Source organism: Bradyrhizobium sp. UFLA05-153 (assembly GCF_054185185.1).
The window spans coordinates 1-17,349 of the sequence record NZ_JBBIAM010000064.1; the positions used below are offsets into that span (position 1 = coordinate 1).

Annotated in this window: 13 protein-coding genes and 2 pseudogenes; 6 read left to right on the forward strand and 9 right to left on the reverse strand. The window is 58.5% G+C overall.

Features of this window, described 5'->3' with window-relative positions; all coding sequences use genetic code 11:
• The 4 genes and pseudogenes from Q2941_RS30570 to Q2941_RS30585 form a co-directional block, all read right to left on the reverse strand.
• Positions 1–116, reverse strand: a 116-nt coding sequence (locus Q2941_RS30570) for a transposase (protein ID WP_458194751.1), incomplete at its 3' end; no start/stop codon positions are given.
• 56 nt (positions 117–172) lie between these two features.
• Positions 173–1,135 (reverse strand): annotated as a pseudogene (locus Q2941_RS30575) (IS5 family transposase); the annotation flags it as partial.
• A gap of 180 nt (positions 1,136–1,315) precedes the next feature.
• Complete coding sequence (locus Q2941_RS30580; protein ID WP_458194720.1) at positions 1,316–1,747, reverse strand: hypothetical protein; 432 nt, start codon at positions 1,745–1,747, stop codon at positions 1,316–1,318.
• A 147-nt stretch (positions 1,748–1,894) separates the two neighbouring features.
• Positions 1,895–3,172: a type III PLP-dependent enzyme domain-containing protein gene (locus Q2941_RS30585; RefSeq protein ID WP_458194721.1), complete on the reverse strand. Its 1,278-nt coding sequence runs from the start codon at positions 3,170–3,172 to the stop codon at positions 1,895–1,897.
• 611 nt (positions 3,173–3,783) lie between these two features.
• On the opposite strand from Q2941_RS30585, the gene Q2941_RS30590 reads away from it, so the two are divergent.
• The 5 genes and pseudogenes from Q2941_RS30590 to Q2941_RS30610 all read left to right on the forward strand — a co-directional run bounded on the left by Q2941_RS30590 (position 3,784) and on the right by Q2941_RS30610 (position 7,466).
• Complete coding sequence (locus Q2941_RS30590; RefSeq protein ID WP_458194722.1) at positions 3,784–3,993, forward strand: hypothetical protein; 210 nt, start codon at positions 3,784–3,786, stop codon at positions 3,991–3,993.
• 391 nt (positions 3,994–4,384) lie between these two features.
• A pseudogene (locus Q2941_RS30595) lies at positions 4,385–4,662 on the forward strand (integrase core domain-containing protein); the annotation flags it as partial.
• A 103-nt stretch (positions 4,663–4,765) separates the two neighbouring features.
• Positions 4,766–4,948, forward strand: a complete 183-nt coding sequence (locus Q2941_RS30600; RefSeq protein ID WP_449384010.1) for a pyridoxamine 5'-phosphate oxidase family protein — start codon at positions 4,766–4,768, stop codon at positions 4,946–4,948.
• 16 nt (positions 4,949–4,964) lie between these two features.
• The gene (locus Q2941_RS30605) at positions 4,965–5,156 is read left to right on the forward strand and encodes a hypothetical protein (protein ID WP_449384011.1); all 192 of its coding nucleotides are present in this window, start codon (positions 4,965–4,967) and stop codon (positions 5,154–5,156) included.
• A gap of 621 nt (positions 5,157–5,777) precedes the next feature.
• Entirely contained in the window at positions 5,778–7,466 is a 1,689-nt protein-coding gene (locus tag Q2941_RS30610) for an outer membrane beta-barrel protein (RefSeq protein WP_458194723.1), read from the forward strand.
• A 327-nt stretch (positions 7,467–7,793) separates the two neighbouring features.
• Here Q2941_RS30610 and Q2941_RS30615 read toward each other — a convergent pair whose 3' ends face one another.
• The 3 genes from Q2941_RS30615 to Q2941_RS30625 all read right to left on the reverse strand — a co-directional run bounded on the left by Q2941_RS30615 (position 7,794) and on the right by Q2941_RS30625 (position 11,222).
• Positions 7,794–9,137 carry an IS5 family transposase gene (locus Q2941_RS30615; RefSeq protein ID WP_458194724.1) on the reverse strand — a complete coding sequence of 448 codons (1,344 nt, stop codon included), beginning with the start codon at positions 9,135–9,137 and terminating at the stop codon, positions 7,794–7,796.
• Positions 9,138–9,468: 331 nt separating this feature from the next.
• Positions 9,469–9,825, reverse strand: a complete 357-nt coding sequence (gene queD / locus Q2941_RS30620; protein WP_458194752.1) for a 6-carboxytetrahydropterin synthase QueD — start codon at positions 9,823–9,825, stop codon at positions 9,469–9,471.
• A gap of 83 nt (positions 9,826–9,908) precedes the next feature.
• Positions 9,909–11,222, reverse strand: a complete 1,314-nt coding sequence (locus Q2941_RS30625; protein ID WP_458194725.1) for an LLM class flavin-dependent oxidoreductase — start codon at positions 11,220–11,222, stop codon at positions 9,909–9,911.
• Between the two features lie 758 nt (positions 11,223–11,980).
• Between Q2941_RS30625 and Q2941_RS30630 the strand changes: the two genes are divergently transcribed.
• Complete coding sequence (locus tag Q2941_RS30630) at positions 11,981–12,967, forward strand: pectinesterase family protein (protein WP_458194726.1); 987 nt, start codon at positions 11,981–11,983, stop codon at positions 12,965–12,967.
• Positions 12,968–13,222: 255 nt separating this feature from the next.
• On the opposite strand, the gene Q2941_RS30635 is transcribed toward Q2941_RS30630, so the two are convergent.
• Positions 13,223–14,536, reverse strand: a complete 1,314-nt coding sequence (locus tag Q2941_RS30635) for a glycoside hydrolase family 28 protein (RefSeq protein ID WP_458194727.1) — start codon at positions 14,534–14,536, stop codon at positions 13,223–13,225.
• A 150-nt stretch (positions 14,537–14,686) separates the two neighbouring features.
• Positions 14,687–16,513, reverse strand: coding sequence for a glutamine--fructose-6-phosphate transaminase (isomerizing) (glmS, locus tag Q2941_RS30640; RefSeq protein ID WP_458194728.1), 1,827 nt, complete (start codon positions 16,511–16,513; stop codon positions 14,687–14,689).
• Positions 16,514–17,349 lie beyond the last annotated feature (836 nt).

Below are 17,349 nucleotides of genomic sequence, written 5' to 3' on the forward strand. Positions count from 1 at the left end.
TAGATCGTCGCTTCGGAGATCCCATGCTTGCGAGCCAGGTCAGCCGTCTTCGCCCCAGCCTCATGCTCCTTCAATACCGCGATAATCTGCTCTTCCGTGAACCTTGCTCGCTTCATCTGTCCGTCCTTCTTCTGGCCGGACTCTAACTCCTTCTGGAGGAAATACTCAGTGGCAGGTCATGACCGTCGTAAGGGTTGTCGGGCAGCGACCTGGCGTGCAGCACGAACAGGCCACCGGGAGCTCGGCGGTTGTTGGTGACGATGGAAGCCTTCACGCCGAACTCATAAGGCGCAGCGGCCTTGCCTTTGCCGATGCACTCCACCTCCGGGGCATGGAAGGAATAGAGCTTCCAGCCGCGCTGGCGCTGCTGCTGCGAGCGGATCTGGCTGGCTCGCCCAAGGGGGAGTGCGAATGCCTCTTCCAGTGCTGGCTGGCCCTCGATCTTGCGACGGATGTCGCGAATGATCCGACCTAGCCGGCTGCGCAGGATACGCAACTGCCGCTGATGCCGCCCGATTTGTTTGGCATGAGCGTAACGACCCGCCATCATCGCGGCTGCCTCGGCCACGCGACAATAGGATTGCCGCAGCCTGACGCCGTGCTGTCTCGCCAGGCGGTTGAGACTCCTGATGGCCGCATGCAAGAGCTTGGCATCAGTCGGAAAGGTGATGGCCTTCGGTTGCACCGTGGTGTCGACCGTGACGCGCTTGAGGTCCTGGCTGCGCAACGCGCCGGCCTCGTGCGCCACCCGCAGGCTCTCGGCCAGCAGCAGCTCCAGCTTGTCGCCGAGCCGCTTGCGCCAATGGCTCAGGTCCGAGCGCTCGCGCGGAAACGCATGCTGGAAGAACTCTTCGCCAGTGAAGAACTGGAAGTACGGATCGTGGACCCAGCGCTCGCACACCCCCTCATCAGACAGCCCATAAATGTGCTTGAGCAGCAGCAGCCCGATCATGAAGCGGGTCTCGATCCCCGGCCGGCCGTTCTCGCTGTAGAGCGGAGCAATCTCGCCGTCGATCCAGTCCCAATCGACCTTGCCGGCAAGCAGCACCAGCTCGTGCTTCATGTTGATCATCTGTTCCAGTCGCGCCCGGAACAGGTCATTCGATCCCGTCGTCTTGTGCTTCTTCGGCCGCATCGTCCCCTCCGATGCACCACACAAGCACAGTTCATAGCGATGGGGCATCCAGAAACGAATTTGCAAGGTTTGGCGTGCTCAAGCTTCAAATCCCTGCAATCTCCAACGCCACAAAATCCCAAAAACGGACTCTAGCTCAATCGCTTAGAGGCTCGTTCACGGGCAACTAGTGAGCTAGCCTCAGTCGCGGGAGCGTTCTGGTGGTTGAGGATTGTTGGCAGGATTGCTGTCGAACTTAGATATTTGATTGATGATCCCGCTACGGGCGACCGGCTGCAATTCCGCTTCTAGCGCGTCAGCAATCTCCCTTTCATAGACCTCTTGATCATCCACATAGAGCGTAAAGGATTTCAAATATTTTTCCTTCTTGGTCGGATCTTCGATCGTTGCCTTCGTCCACCGATAAAGCGGATAACTTTTGACGCCGTTTTCCTCTGCCGCGGCGACATACTCCGCAAAGGCGTCGAACTGACATTTCGGCGCCGCGCCATGCGCCGTGAGTACATCGAATAGAGGCCTCAGTGCCGGATCGCGAAAATTTCGACGTAGTGATTCCGCTACCGCAGTATCGCGGACATCAAACCTAACTTGATATTGCCACTGAGAGGTCACGAGGCCCTACCGGTTCGCCATGCACTGGCTCATTCTACGCCAATTCGCCCTGGTTACAAAACGAGACATTGCCGACTTCTGCCACAAAGCCCACCAGACTTTATGTGGCGAACTTTAGATTCACGTGACTAGTATGTTCATGAACAACTACTTATTGGCGGCGGGCAACATGGTAAGTTCATCCTGTCCTACAGCCACGATCTTATCGACCGAAAATCCGTTGAATCGCGTCATTTTCGTGTAGGCGCCCACATTCTGGAATTCAATCCAATCGCCTTCGCTCAAATCGCGTGGCAGTGAATACGAGAATCCAAGCCTGTCCGTGCCGTCGCAAGTTGGGCCAAAGATGATGAAGTCCTGCCACTCCTCAGTCTGGATTGGCTGTCCCCCACGCCAAGCGCGGGCGGGGAGCAGAAAATATTGTCGGGCAGGTGAGAGCCCGCTGTAGATGCCCGCGCCGCAGTAGAGCGCCCCGCCTTTTCTTAAGATCACGCGGCAAAACAAAGAAATGCTATCATGAACCAGTGCTCGTCCGGGCTCGCACAAGAGTTCAACACGCTTTAGTGCATCCGTTCCGCGCACAAGTTTCGTGATGTCGGAGAGCATGCTCAAGGGAGAGTGATAGGGGACGTTCAGATAATGGCCGGGAAAGCCGCCACCAATATCGAGCGCTGTGGGAGCCGGAGAAACAGCTTCTATAATGTCGACGGCCGCCCGAATGCCATGCAGATAGGGATCGACAACGATCGTTTGGGAACCTGGGTGAAAGGACAAGCCCGTGGTCCAGCGCGATTGCGCGTTGACGAGACCCAGCAGACGGCCCGCTTCGGCGGGCGAGACACCAAACTTGTCGTTTAAGTCTAAGATGGCGCACGTCCCGCTACACTTGAACCGGACGTAGATTCGTATTTCCGGATCATGCGACGGCAGGACCTCGAGGAGCTTCCGCAGCTCGGCTTCGCAATCGATGACATAGTCGCGAACCCCCAGATCCCGGAACGTCCGTTCGATATCGCGACGAGATTTCACGGGATTCATGAACCATGAACGGGCCCGGGGAATAGTCGAATTAACAAGGTGGGCTTCGGCCAGCGACGCCACGTCGAATCCGGCCACTCCGGCGCGAGAGACCGCGTGCAGAATTTTGGGCAACGGATTCGCCTTCACCGCATACAGCACGCGTCCTGAGAAATGCTGCGTGAATTCGCGCGTGACGGATGCAAGACGCCCCTCATTGAGCGTATAGAAGGCATCAACTTCCGCCGTTTCCAGTGACCTTACCAAGCTCATATTGCACCATTCCTCTCGCGCCAGACGGGGAGTAGCCAGCGCCTTTGTTGCCTGCTGCGAGAGCAATGACCATGCCAGCGCTCCTCGCGCATTGAACCGCCCGATTACGCTTTGAAACAGTTCGCCATGCGCCACGGCGCGCGATGTCTTGGATCTTACAACTTTTGTACACGGCCTTGAAAAGCCAGACAAAGATCGAGGGGCGGGCGGAAATGGATTTCTTTAGGATTTCCGGTAAGGCCACCCGGGCCAGAAAAGATATTCCCCCGCAGACTTCAATGGGGTGGCTCGAGCTCAGCGTTCGTGGCGCTGATGCTTTTCCGAACTACATCACTTTCTGTGCCGCGTCACGCGGAGCGCGACCAGTTGGGAACCGGACCTTCCGGATGGGGAATGTTCGTCTATCGCTTCGAAACCGATAGTTCCGCGACTCTGCCGAGCCGCACGCTTGGCCATACGCGCGTTCTTTCCGCCTTGCCGGGATTGGGCCGTCCCTAGCGCCGCGCGCCACGCGGGCCGCCCTGGCCTGGGCAAAGCCTGACCGGCCGACCCTATCCCTGGGCACTTCCAGGCAAGGACGCTGCTTCCGTCGGTAGCCGGAAAACGCTGCCATTGCTGCTTCCGCTGCATCTCCGCAATGGCATGGCTGCGGTTCGACTGGATGTCGTGGCGCGGCGGAGCGATGTACGGGGCAACGAAACGGCGCGGCAATCAACGCCAGGCGCGAACCACGAAAGAGAAATCGGATGCTCGACTCGCCTTACGGCATGCACCTGCCGATTTTTCTGGCTTGCGATATCGACAAGCCGACCGAAGACCGGCTGGGGCGCATCATCGAACGTCTGATGGATCGCGCCGACAAGGCGCTGCGTTCCGGCAAGGTCACGCAGGTCCAATACGACGCTTGGATAAAGGCCCTGAACACCTGGGCCAAGAGCGTGAAGCTCGCGCGATAACCGAAGCCGCAGCCTCCTGGCTGCCCACACGCCCGGCACCCGAAAAGGTCTCTGGGCTCGGGGCAGTACGGGGCGAACATTCCGGTCGCCGCAAAACAGGAGAAGTTGAAATGGCTACCAAGGAGAAAACCGCGAAGAAGACTCCCGCTAAGAAGGCGGTCGCCAAGAAGCCCAGCGCCAACTCCAGATCGCTGAAGGCAAGCTCTACCTCTATGTCGCGATCCACCGCACCAGCCGGCCTCGGCCTTCCTCGAAGCTGGCTGTTCCATACAAGATCCCCACGGTTCTGACCGACAACGGAATCCAGTTCACTTTCCCGCCACGCTACGCGGATGGCCCGACGGCAAGATACGTGACACGGATGTTCGATCTGCGCTGCCAAGAGAATGGCACCGAACATCGGCTGGCCAAGATCAAGCATCCCTGCACCAACGGCCAGGTCGAGCGCATGAACCGCACGATCAAGGAAGCGACAGTCCAATGCTACCATTACGATCGACACGATCAGCTCGAAGCTCACCTTGCCGACTTCATCAACGCCTACAACTACGCTCGGCGGCTGAAGACCCTGAAGGGACTCACGCCTTATGAATACATCTGCAAACGACTTCCCAGCCAGAACGAGTCAAACTCAATCCCCTCCCACAAATGCCGAGACTAAACACCTAGATTGCTAGCCAGCAGCCTCGATTTGATTAATTGATCTGTCTCAAACGCCGCCTCCTGGCCTTTGCTATTGTTTTTGATGCTGCAGGCGAGCAGGAGTTTCACGATGGACGACACATCCAAGCCGCAGATTCGGGCGTTACTCGATCACCACCGTACGATGCGAATTGCGACACTGCGTCCGGATGGCTTGCCGCAAGTGACTACGGTGGGCTACGCCAACGACGACTTGGCGATCTATTTCCTGTGCGGGAAAGACGGCCAAAAAGGCATCCAATCTGGCCCATGACAACCGCGTTTCCCTCGTGATTGACGACGACACGCCGCAAGTGATGGAAATTACAGGTCTGTCAATGGCCGCGAGGGCCGAAGTCGTGAACGATCCGGTCGAGGGCGAGAAAGCGCTGCGCCTGCTGTTTCAAAGGTATCCTGAACAGAACTTTGGTCCGCTACCGACGCCCACAGATGTTCGCATCTTCCGGCTAGCACCCATGTGATTTCACTGCTCGACTATTCCAAGGGATTTGGCCATACGGAACTTTTCACGTGCTGACGCCAGTTCGTGGCGCTTGATGCCCCGTGCTTTGGGGCGAGGAACCAAAGCCCAAAAACCCGGTCCAAAAATACGCTGAAGGGTCCCGCGTACCCGAGCAGGCGCGCCCTATCAGTTGAGCCCCGGTGATAGTTTAAATCAACGACGACACCGCGCAGACCTTGAGGACGCGCACAGAAGGCTCCTGTTGAAACCACGCCCGCCGGAGACTGCACGCGTCACAGCGCGCACCGCACGGAAGCATGACATGCTGCGCAAGGCCCGCCCTGCACATTCAGCGCGCGAGCAGGCCACCGTCGGGCGTTGGCCGCGCCGACTGTCGGTATTGAGACCAATGTCAGCAACTTGCCGCTACACACCGCTACGAAGTGCCTGCAGAGCCTACCGAATTCGCTTCGGCACGCGGTTTGCTTTGTTCACGGCATCATCACCAACCGCAGTGCGATGATCTTCGGGACGGACTCGGCGCGCGCCGCCGTTAGCGTCTGGTCCGACCCGACGGTTTGCTGCGGCGATAACTTAAGGGCGCTCGGTTGTGAACCGAGAAAATGCAGGGAAGTGTTGGATGCGATCTGAAGTTCTTCTTTTGGTAGCCGGTACAATTGCGCTCAGTCCAGCGAATGCAGCAGACTTTGCGCCAGAAGTGAAACTGCCTGCTGCTGTGTGGAGTTGGTCGGGAGGCTATATTGGCGGCCACGTCGGCGGCGGCTACGGCCGAACCTCCTTCAGCAATCCGTACGGTCCGTCAATTTATGGGGGCGTCGTCGATACCCCAGTGTTTCTCGCAGGCGGCCAGATCGGCTATAACTGGCAGAACAACGGCTGGTTGTTTGGCGTCGAATTCGATGCAAGCGGGGCTGTCTCCGAGGGCACAAATACTTGCCTCGCGGCGTCCGGCTTTTTGGTCAGCGCAAACTGCCAGGCAGGTCCCAACGTCTTTGCCACCGGGACTGGTCGCATCGGTTATGCGTTTGGCGCGCTGGGCCACACCCTGGCCTACCTCAAGGGAGGCGTGGCTTGGCAAAACACTCGCGGCCACGTCGTCAACAATTTCGAAGGCGGCGAGCCACAGGAGAAAACCCATTTCGACTATGGCCGGGTCGGTGGCATCATCGGGCTGGGCGTCGAGCAAGCGCTTACCCCTGCATGGTCGGTCAAAGTCGAGTATGACTACCTGCATTTCGGTGGGCCAAGTGTCGCGACTCCTCCGACGGCGCAAAATCCGCCATTCGCAATTCTGCCCGCGAACACAACGGGTCTGTCCAGCAACTATCACATCGGAAAAATCGGACTGAACTACCATTTTGGCGCCGACCCGTGGACGCAGTGGTCCGATGCACCGCTGTACGCGAAAGCACCTGCCGGCGCGCCGCCGATTGCTTACGCCGCCGGTTGGTCGTTCGAAGGCGGATCGCGGCTCTGGCTCAGCCGGGGACGATTCCAATGGAACGCTGGCGCCGTGGCCGTAGACCCCAACATTCTTATATCAAGGCTCACCTACCACGGCCTCGACGGGCTTTCCGGGGAAGCATTTGGCCGTGTTGACAGCCCGTCGGGAGTATTCCTGAAGGGCAATATTGGCCTCGGACGCTTCAACAAAGGAAACATAAACAATGAAGATTGGGGCATTCCGGGGAGGACGGGGCCGCTTTCCTATATCAACAATATATCCGGCCAGGCAAACGGGAGGTTCACCTATTACACGGCCGATGCCGGTTACGATTTCCTGCGCGGCGCCGACTATAAGGTCGGCGGATTTGTCGGCTGGACGTACTACGAACAGAGTTCCGACTCGATCGGATGCATGCAGATTGCCAACCCCAACTACACATGCCCGGCGAAGGCAGACACTATCGTTGGCAGCCAGAATACTCAGTGGAATGCACCTCGTGTCGGCCTAAGCGCCGAAACCATGCTCACCGAGCGTTGGCGTTTGAGCACGGACGTCGCATACCTACCCTGGACCGATTTCAAAGGGCGCGACAATCATCTGTTGCGCCGGGCAACTACCTTCATTGAACAACGCGGAAATGGTGGCGGGGGCGTCCAGATTGAAGGCGTGTTGTCCTACTTCATCACCAAAAACTTCAGCGTCGGCGTCGGCGGGCGCTATTGGGCAATGTGGACCAAAACGGACAGCCAAGCGGCATGCACAGGCTGTAGTGTCCCGGGAATCATTAGTCCGACTCAGTTTTCGAAGTTCAGCATGGAGCGCTGGGGTACGTTCTTTCAGGGGTCATATAGGTTCGATTGATCAGCCAAGCTCCAGGCCAGTTCGACGCCATCCTGAAGCTTGGTAGTGACACCGACCTCGGCGCCCGTTTGGCGCCGATTAAATTGGCATGTGGGGAACCTCATCCGAGCCACAAGCTGATTCCACCCATACGACGCAAACTAGATGAAACCACGGCCTTGATCCGAGAGCGCATGGCCTTCGCATGGACCTGTGCTGCACACAGCGCAGGCTCGTGAGTTGTTGCTCGTCGACCTCGCTGCAAAGAGACGGTTTCGTCCTATTTGTACGGCATAGCTACCCAGCAGCCACACCTGCGCTCTAGATTCCTTTCTTGCTAGTCGGCCGTTAACAAGCCGGATTGAGCTGGGCCTGGCAAGCGAGCGTTCGCCATGGCAACAGGAACAGGCGCAACAATTCCCTGAGCCAGGCGAGGATGCGGCGCAAGTTGTGGCCGACGGCTGAGAGAATGACGTTGGCGGCGTCGCCGGCGCGGCCTTTGAGGTAGCAGCGGCCGAGATGACCTTCTGCTTTCATGTGTCCGATGATGGGATCGATGGCGGAACGGCGGCGCAGCTCGCGCTTGATGATACCGAAGACGCCGCGCTTCTGGCCAGAGATGAAGACGCGACGGGGATTTTGCGCGTCGTGACCGCGGTACCCCTTGTCGACATAGGCCCGCTCGATCGGACAGCCAGTGAGTGTCTCGGTGCGGTCGATGACGTTGCGCAAGGTGTGACCGTCGTAAGGGTTGTCGGGCAGCGACCTGGCGTGCAGCACGAACAGGCCACCGGGAGCTCGGCGGTTGTTGGTGACGATGGAAGCCTTCACGCCGAACTCATAAGGCGCAGCGGCCTTGCCTTTGCCGATGCACTCCACCTCCGGGGCATGGAAGGAATAGAGCTTCCAGCCGCGCTGGCGCTGCTGCTGCGAGCGGATCTGGCTGGCTCGCCCAAGGGGGAGTGCGAATGCCTCTTCCAGTGCTGGCTGGCCCTCGATCTTGCGACGGATGTCGCGGATGATCCGGCCCAGCCGGCTGCGCAGGATACGCAACTGCCGCTGATGCCGCCCGAATTGTTTGGCATGAGCGTAGCGACCCGCCATCATCGCCGCAGTCTTGGCCACGCGACAATAGGATTGCCGCAGCCTGACGCCGTGCTGTCTCGCCAGACGGTTCAGCCCCCTGATGGCTGCATGCAAGAGTTTGGCATCGGTCGGAAAGGTGATGGCCTTTGGTTGCACCGTGGTGTCGACCGTGACGCGCTGGAGGTCCTGGCTGCGCAACGCGCCGGCCTCGTGCGCCACCCGCAGGCTCTCGGCCAGCAGCAGCTCCAGCTTGTCGCCGAGCCGCTTGCGCCTATGGCTCAGGTCCGAGCGCTCGTGCGGAAATGCATGCTGGAAGAACTCTTCGCCAGTGAAGAACTGGAAGTACGGATCGTGGACCCAGCGCTCGCACACCCCCTCATCGGACAGCCCATAAATGTGCTTGAGCAGCAGCAGCCCGATCATGAAGCGGGTCTCGATCCCCGGCCGGCCGTTCTCGCTGTAGAGCGGAGCAATCTCGCCGTCGATCCAGTCCCAATCGACCTTGCCGGCAAGCAGCACCAGCTCGTGCTTCATGTTGATCATCTGGTCCAGTCGCGCCCGGAACAGGTCATTCGATCCCGTCGTCTTGTGCTTCTTCGGCCGCATCGTCCCTCCGATGCACCACACAAGCACAGTTCATAGCGATGGGGAATCCAGAAACGAATTTGCAAGGTTTGGCGTGCTCAAGCTTCAAATCCCTGCAATCTCCAACGCCACAAAATCCCAAAAACAGACTCCAGCTCAATCGCTTAGAGGCTCGTTCACGGGCAACTGACTAGGCCGGGAGCGATTGGCGCATTCACGGCCGTGCCGTAAGTCAGTCTTACTCGAACTGTCCCAGCCGTGACTTCCACTTCGTGAGCATTATTGCATTTCCTAGCGTCGGGAACGCCCCAAGTGACCGGAACAAGTTCGAGCAAACAGGCGGACTTTCTTGTCATCGTCCGTCATACTCGGCCCAAGCATCAGATGTTTCATAGACCCGGACGCACGACATCTGCTGGAATTTGCGATGCAATCTTTCCCAGATCCAAACGGCAATGTTTTCTGCCGTAGGATTCTCCAATCCCTCGACTTCATTCAGGCATCGATGATCGAGTGCATTCATGATTTCGACAAAGGATGCCTCCAGGTCAAAAAAGTCCACGACGAACCCGGTAACGGGATTTACTGGTCCATCGAGCTGCAGCTCGACCCGATAGGAATGCCCGTGCAGGCGGCTGCACTTGTGTGTGGCCGGCACGTTGGGCAGACGATGAGCCGCCTCAAAATTGAACGCTTGTGATATTTTCATCGGGCGCGCAGTTGCTTTCAGGCTAGGGGGCTCAGCCGCGGCATAACAAAGACCTTGAGCAAGTTCCGCGGTCAGCTTCGACTTCAATCGACCTTGGCTGCCTTGGCATAGGTTTCCCACGAAACCATAGGAATCGCGCCTCCACGGGTCGGATCCGCGAAGGTGCCCCCCGCCGAAGCGTAGTCCTTGCCAGTGCGACGCTCGAGTACGATGCCCATCGCCTCGATGTTCGGAATATCCGTCTCCCGCAACTCTGGCATCATGGGCTTGCGGGCCAGCGCCGCCTCTACGTAAGGTGCGAGTTCCTCTTCTTTACGTCGGACGCGCTCGTCTTCTCGTTCTTTCAGTGCGGGCATGACCTCCTTGGCAAACAGCTCGAGCGCCTCGCAGATATGTTCGTGCTTGTTCATTCCGCATTGCTGGATGAAGATCATCTGGTCGATACCGACATCTGCATACCCCATGAGGTGGTCACGAACGCTCTGAGGCCGACCGATGGCTCCCGAACCTGGTGTCTCCTTCACGTCGTCCTTGATGGCTTGGAAGCGCCGCCACAGATTCGTACGTCCAGGACGATGTTCGCCATATATCGCGTAATGTGCGATCGAATATCCGAAAAACTTGAAGCCGTCGATTCCGCGGCGCATTGCTTCTTCGGCACTGTCATGAACCATCATGCCGTTGAGCGTTGCAATATTGGCGTTCACCGAATGACCAATGGGCACGCATTCGTCAGACTTAATGATCTCATAGTATTCGTCGCGCCAAATTTTCGCTTGAGATGCTTCGACAAAGCCAAAGACCAGCGCCCCCACCCCATGACGCGCGGCGCGCAAAATGCTGTCGCGCCTCGAACACGCCATCCAGAGCGGTGGATGCGGTTTCTGAACCGGCTTTGGCACGATGTTGCGGGGCGGCATATTGAAGAATCGCCCCTCGTATCCCGGATATGGCCGCATGGCCATCATATTGGCGGTTTGTTCGACCCCTTCCCGCCACATGGCAGTCTTCTGCTCGGGCTCTATCCCAAACCCCTGCATCTCAATTAGAGACGCTGATTCTCCAGTCCCCCACTCGACACGTCCTCCCGATATCAGATCAAGCGTCGCGAGGCGCTCGGCCACCCGCGCCGGGTGATTGTAGCGCGGCGAGGCAAGACAAATGCCGTGGCCAATACGGATATTCTTTGTGCGTTGTGAAACCGCACCCAGAAACACTTCGGGCGCGGACGAGTGAGAGTATTCCTCCAGGAAGTGATGCTCGACCTGCCACATGTAATCAAATCCGAGCTGATCGGCGAGCTCGATCTGCTCCAGCGCGTTGCCGAACAATTCTTGCTCGCCACCATTGTCCCAGGGTTGCGGCAATTGGTGCTCATAGAACACTCCAAACTTCATCTGCTCTCCTCTGTTTCGCGGACACGGTTCGCATCATCGCACCATCGATCCCCGACCAAGGGCGCGCCCTGCAATCCGCACTTTCGCTTCGTCTCGAGTGGCTGGAGGGGCCCTCACTTACTCGCGGTTCGACCGACCTGCTAGAATGCTCGCGGTCCCAACCAACGAGTCTTCACGAGGCGGGCTATACTGGGGCTACTCCAGAAAACCGAAGTTGGGTAAAGAACGGCGCCCCAAGAACGGAGCCGATAGAGATTCTGCTCTACCAGAGCGTCCGCGACATTGATTCGGACCAACTGGCAGGTTTCATCTGAACTCCTCGCGCGACTACAACATGATCATTGTCGTGATGACACTGTTGCTGTCTGCCGAGCAATCGGCATGCCACAAGTTGGCCTGTAGGCCACGATTGAAGGAGGGGAAAAGCAAGGGATTGCGTCCCGCCGGTGGAAGAGTTCGACCCTATTGTCGTGTTTCAGACATGGGCATTTTTACGCAAGCCACAGCCAAACACGACAAGTCCAAGCACCGCATTCCGACAATTTTGAGCGTTCACCCTTGGGCCGACGCAGAAACGGCACGATCATCATTCACGACTGACATTGCACACACCGCCATCTAGATGTGGGACGGCAGGAAACGCGCCTCAAAAAAAACACGTGAGATGCAGCGGCTCAAAAGCTTTAAGCCAGCATCGCGTCAGGTGAGTTTTAAGCACGACACCGCGTAGGGCTAGCGCGACAAAGAGTGGGACCATAATGAGACTTTTTCTGATTTCCTCTTCCGTTCTGGCCATGTGCTTCCAGCTCTCGGAAGCATATGCTGAACAAGTTTTGGTCTCGCAATCCGGAGACATGGCCTATCGTTCAGTTCAGGAAGCCGTGGACGCGTTGCCCGCGCGAGGCGGTGACATTTTGATCGCGCCGGGGATCTATCGCGAGAAGGTCAAGGTTGGCAAATCCGGCGTTCACATCAGAGGCACTGGCAAGAAGCCAGGGGACACGGTGATTGTTTACGGCGACGGCGCGATCAAGGTGGGCGGAACCGTTCATTCCGCCACTGTGGACGCATCCGGCGATGACTTCCGGCTCGACAATCTGACGATTCAAAACGACTATTCCTTGAGTCCGGCCAATCCTGCTTCGCAGGCGGTGGCACTGTCTATCACAGGAGATAAGGACGTTATCACCCGAGTCTGGCTACTCGGCGCACAGGATACGCTATTTGCCAACAAGGGGCCGAACGGCCGAACAACCCGGCAATACTTTTCGGACTGTTACATCGAGGGACATGTCGACTATATATTTGGCAATGCCAAAGCCTATTTCCATCGTTGTCAACTGCACGGCATCGCCAATCAGGCTGTGGTCTATACCGCGCAAAGCAAGGACTCGCCGGACGAGGACAGCGGCTACGTGTTCGACCATTGCATCCTCACCGCTGATCCCGCCGCACGTGGCATCGCCCTCGGACGTCCTTGGCGCTCTTACGCTACGGTGATCTTCTTATCCACGGAGATGAACGCACCGGTTATCGCAGAAGGCTGGAGCGAGTGGGATCGCGGCAAGACCGATAGACTGAAGACAGCCTACTATGCCGAATACCGATCTACCGGTATCGGTGCCAATCCCAAAGGACGAGAATCTTACTCCCATCAGCTCTCAGACAGCGAAGCCAAGCAATGGTCGCTCAAAGCGTTCTTTGGTGATGATAGGACCTGGCTGCCGAACTTATCGTCGAGATAGGAACTATGGGACGCTTTTGCACACAGTCTACCGCCGCGCCGTTCTGCTGACTTATCAATGTCCAATTCTTGATCTGCCGCGCACACCTGTGCTGCAGACCCATCGTCGTTTACGAGCCGCTTTACCACTTCGTCAGCTTCTCGGACAGCCAATCATGTCCCGCTAGGTGGATGGTACCTACATAAGCCGGCCACATTTAGTGTGCCTGCTATTCTGCTTCGGTCAAGCCCGGATTCTTCAACGCAGCAATGAGTACTATCGAGGCGCAAGGCTGTTCCTGGTTTTGCTTGGTGGTTGGCTGAATGCCTTTGCGCAGCCTTCCCATGCAGTAGACGATGGCGGACTCGCCGCACCGCGCAATGGCGGCCACACCCTGGAAACCGCTGCATCTACATTTTCAACCTGCCAGACCGCGCTATCGGCAAATCGCACATCGTCCAGCGCAATCTCAAGAGCATGGCCTCGGTCGAGACCGTGCATCACAAGCGCACCGTCACCGCCGCGCACGTGGCGCAACGCGATCTGGCGGTAGACCGGAATTTCGTTGCCGTGCGCCTGGATATCATAACGTGTATCGAAATAGATAGGCCATCGATTGCCGCGCAGGCACACATTCTCATAGGTCACCCTCTCCACCAGGCCGCCTCGGCTGACATCGCTCTTAATGCGCAAGCCAGACGTCGTGCCATCCAGAGTGAGGCCGTGCACCAGTACGTCGCTGACACCTGAGCTCACTTCACTCCCGATCGACATGCCGTGTCCCCAGCCGAAGTAATTGTCGACAATGGAAATATGGCGGGCGGGACCGTTGTTGCCGGCTTTGATAGCCACGTTGTCGTCCCCAGTGCGGATCTGACAGTGAATGATGGTCACGTCCTGGCTGGCGCCAGGATCGATCCCGTCTGTGTTACGGGCGTCGGCCGGTGTATCGATTGTGACGCCCCAAAAAGTGGCACCATCGACCCGGTTCATCGCCACGTGGAAATTAGCAGAATTGCGCAGCGTGATACCGTGAAAGGTAATGTCCTGAGCATGGTCGATCTGGATCAGGCGCGGGACGTTCTGGTTGCCGCCCTCAGCTTGCGCGCGCCGGGCGAGTTGCCACCAAGTCTCGCTTGTGCCGGCCATGAGCGCGCCGCCCTGCCCGTCGATGATGCCATCGCCATAGATGCCGCCCCCGCGTGTTTTGGAGAAGCTGATGAACGGCCGGCAGCCGTCGCCCTTCCCTTCGATGCGACCGCAATTTCCAAAACCTTTGTCATACGCCTTCGGTTGAGCAATAGCGACAACCGAGGCATCGCGCTCGATCCACAGGGTCACTCCAGATTTCATCTCGAGAGGGCCCGACAGGAAGGTCCCCCCTGCCAAATAAACCGCCGAGCCAGACGGACAGCGAGCAATGGCGTCTTGGAGCATGGCCGTATCGTTGTCACTCGACGGCACTAGGTGAGCGCAGACATGATTAGGTGCAACAGGCTCGGCAACAATGCGGCGATCTTTGGCCTGTGCGGCGGGGCCCATGGTGGCAAGCATGAGCAGCATGGCCCAATAGTGCAAACGGACTAACATGAACGATCTCTCAATTTGCGGCGCAACCTAGGCCGACTGATCTGCTTCAAAAGCCGAACGCCACGCCGGCTCTAGCTGTCAGTCATGAACGGTTTAGGCATTTTCCAGCCGTGTCTGAAGACCAGACGCGATCGATCGGTGCCGTCGTGCTTATTCGACAGTTACCGACTTGGCGAGGTTGCGCGGCTGGTCGACGTCGGTGCCCATCACCACCGCTGTGTGATAGGCCAAGAGCTGCACGGGAACGGCATAGACCATCGGCGTGAAGGCAGCCGCCATGTCGGGCATGACGATGGTGACGAGCGAATCGACCGTCGCCTCCGCAGCGCCCTTGGCATCCGTCATCAGGATGATGTTGCCGCCGCGGGCGGCGACTTCCTGCATGTTGGAGACGGTCTTCTCGAACACGCGATCGTAGGGCGCAATCACCACGACCGGCATGGTCTCGTCGATCAGCGCGATCGGTCCGTGCTTGAGCTCGCCGGCGGCGTAGCCCTCGGCATGGATGTAGGAGATCTCCTTCAGCTTCAGCGCGCCTTCGAGCGCGAGCGGGAAGCTGGTGCCCCGGCCGAGATAGAGCACGTCGCGCGACTTGGCGATCCTGTGTGCAAGCTTCTCGATCTGCACTTCGGTCGTGAGCGCGTCCGCCATCAGGCGCGGGATCTCGACCAGGCCGTGCACGAGCTTGGTCTCGTCATCCTCGGACAATTCGCCGCGCGCCTTGCCGGCCGCGACCGCGAGCGAGGCAAGCACCATGAGCTGGCAGGTGAAGGCTTTCGTGGACGCGACGCCGATCTCTGGACCGGCGAGCGTCTGGAGCACCGTCTCGCTCTCGCGCGCGATCGTCGAGGTCGGCACGTTGACGACGGCGAGCGTGTGCACGCCTTCGGCCTTGGCGTAGCGGAGCGCCGCGAGCGTATCGGCAGTCTCGCCCGACTGCGAAATGAAGATCGCCAGATCGCCCTTGCGCAAGGGAGACTCGCGGTAGCGGAACTCGGAGGCGACGTCGACCTCGACCGGAAGGCGCGCGATGCGCTCGAACCAGTATTTTGCGACATAGCCGGCGTAGCTCGCCGTGCCGCAGGCCGTGATCGTGACGCGCTGGATGTCGCGGAAGTCGAACGGCAGCTTCACCGGCAGCGACACGCGCTCGGATGCCATGTCGACATAGCGGGCCAGCGTGTGGCCGACGACCTCGGGCTGCTCGTGGATTTCCTTCGCCATGAAGTGGCGGTAGTTGGCCTTGTCGACCAGCGAGCTTGAGGCCGCATGCTTGATCTTGTCGCGCTGAACGGCGCGGCCGTCCTTGTCGAAGATGACAACGCTGTTGCGGGTCAGCACGACCCAGTCGCCGTCCTCGAGATAGCTGATCGTGTCGGTGAACGGACCGAGCGCGATCGCGTCCGAGCCAAGGAACATCTCGCCGTCGCCGTAGCCGATCGCGAGCGGCGGACCGTTGCGGGCGCCGATCATCAGGTCGCCCTCGCCCGCGAAGATGAAGCCGAGCGCGAACGCGCCGCGCAGCCGGCTCAAGGCGAGCTTTACCGCCTCGACCGGCTTGTTACCGCGCGTGAGCAGATCATCGACCAGATGCAGAACGATCTCGGTGTCGGTCTCGGTGCGGAACACCGTCCCCTTCGCTTCGAGTTCCTCGCGGAGCTCGCGGAAATTCTCGATGATGCCGTTATGGACCACCGCGAGGCGCTCGGTGGCGTGCGGATGGGCATTGTGCTCGGTCGGCTTGCCGTGGGTGGCCCAGCGGGTGTGACCGATGCCGGTCGTCCCCTTCAGCGGCTTGTCATGCAGCCGTGCCTCGAGGTTCTTCAGCTTGCCTTCGGCGCGACGGCGCTCCAGGTGATCGCCTTCGAGCGTGGCAACACCCGCGGAGTCGTAGCCGCGATATTCAAGCCGCTTGAGCGAATCCACCAATTGCTCCGCAACCGGTTCGCGCCCGAGAATGCCGACAATCCCGCACATGCGGATCAATATCCCCCAACCTCAAAGGTAACTTTCAACGCAGCCTCACTGTTCTGCGGCACGCGATCGCCGAAGTTACTAAAACAACTATTTGCGAAGATTGATGATTTCGGTTCAGCGATGTGCCGCTAGCTTCATGCACGCTTACGCGCGAGGTCGCTTCAGCAGTCCCATTTCCCCAAGCCGCAGCGCGCCTTCGGTGAGAGCGATCGAATACCAGGACGTGAAAACAGCAAAGCAAACGGCCGCTTCGAAGTAATTCGAATAGTCATGAGCGAGCCGACGGATGCCGCATTTGATCGCAAACCATGGGACGCATAGCATCTTCTCCCGGTAACGAAGATAACAATCGTAGTCACAATAGGGCTGTCGCGTGGACATATCTCGCAAGTAGCCTGTCTCCAGGCATCGATGACACTCGGCGCAGATGGACGGGCTGCTCGGCGTCCTGTGATTTACCAAAATGAACTTCATGATCGTTGGCTGCGCTGAGACTCATTCATGGGGACGAACTCGACAACAGAGGTGCCACTTGCTGTTAGAATGAAGCGCATAGCTTGATTTACGAAACTTCCGCCTCCACGCTGTCACCCACGCTCGGCACACAAAAGAGGCCCGGCCACTTTCAGTGGCCGGGCAAAGTCAGTCTAGGGAGGAGCGACTACACATCGCGCCAGCTTCCATCGGCAGCAGGAGGGCTACCACCGATGGTCCATTTGCGGCGAGGGCATTCGCCGCTAACCTTAAGCCACAAAAGGCCAATGTCCGTTCCGAACGAAATTTGGCATTTCTTTCTTCTGTTCGATTTGAACCAGAGTCCAAGGAACTCGGCCTAA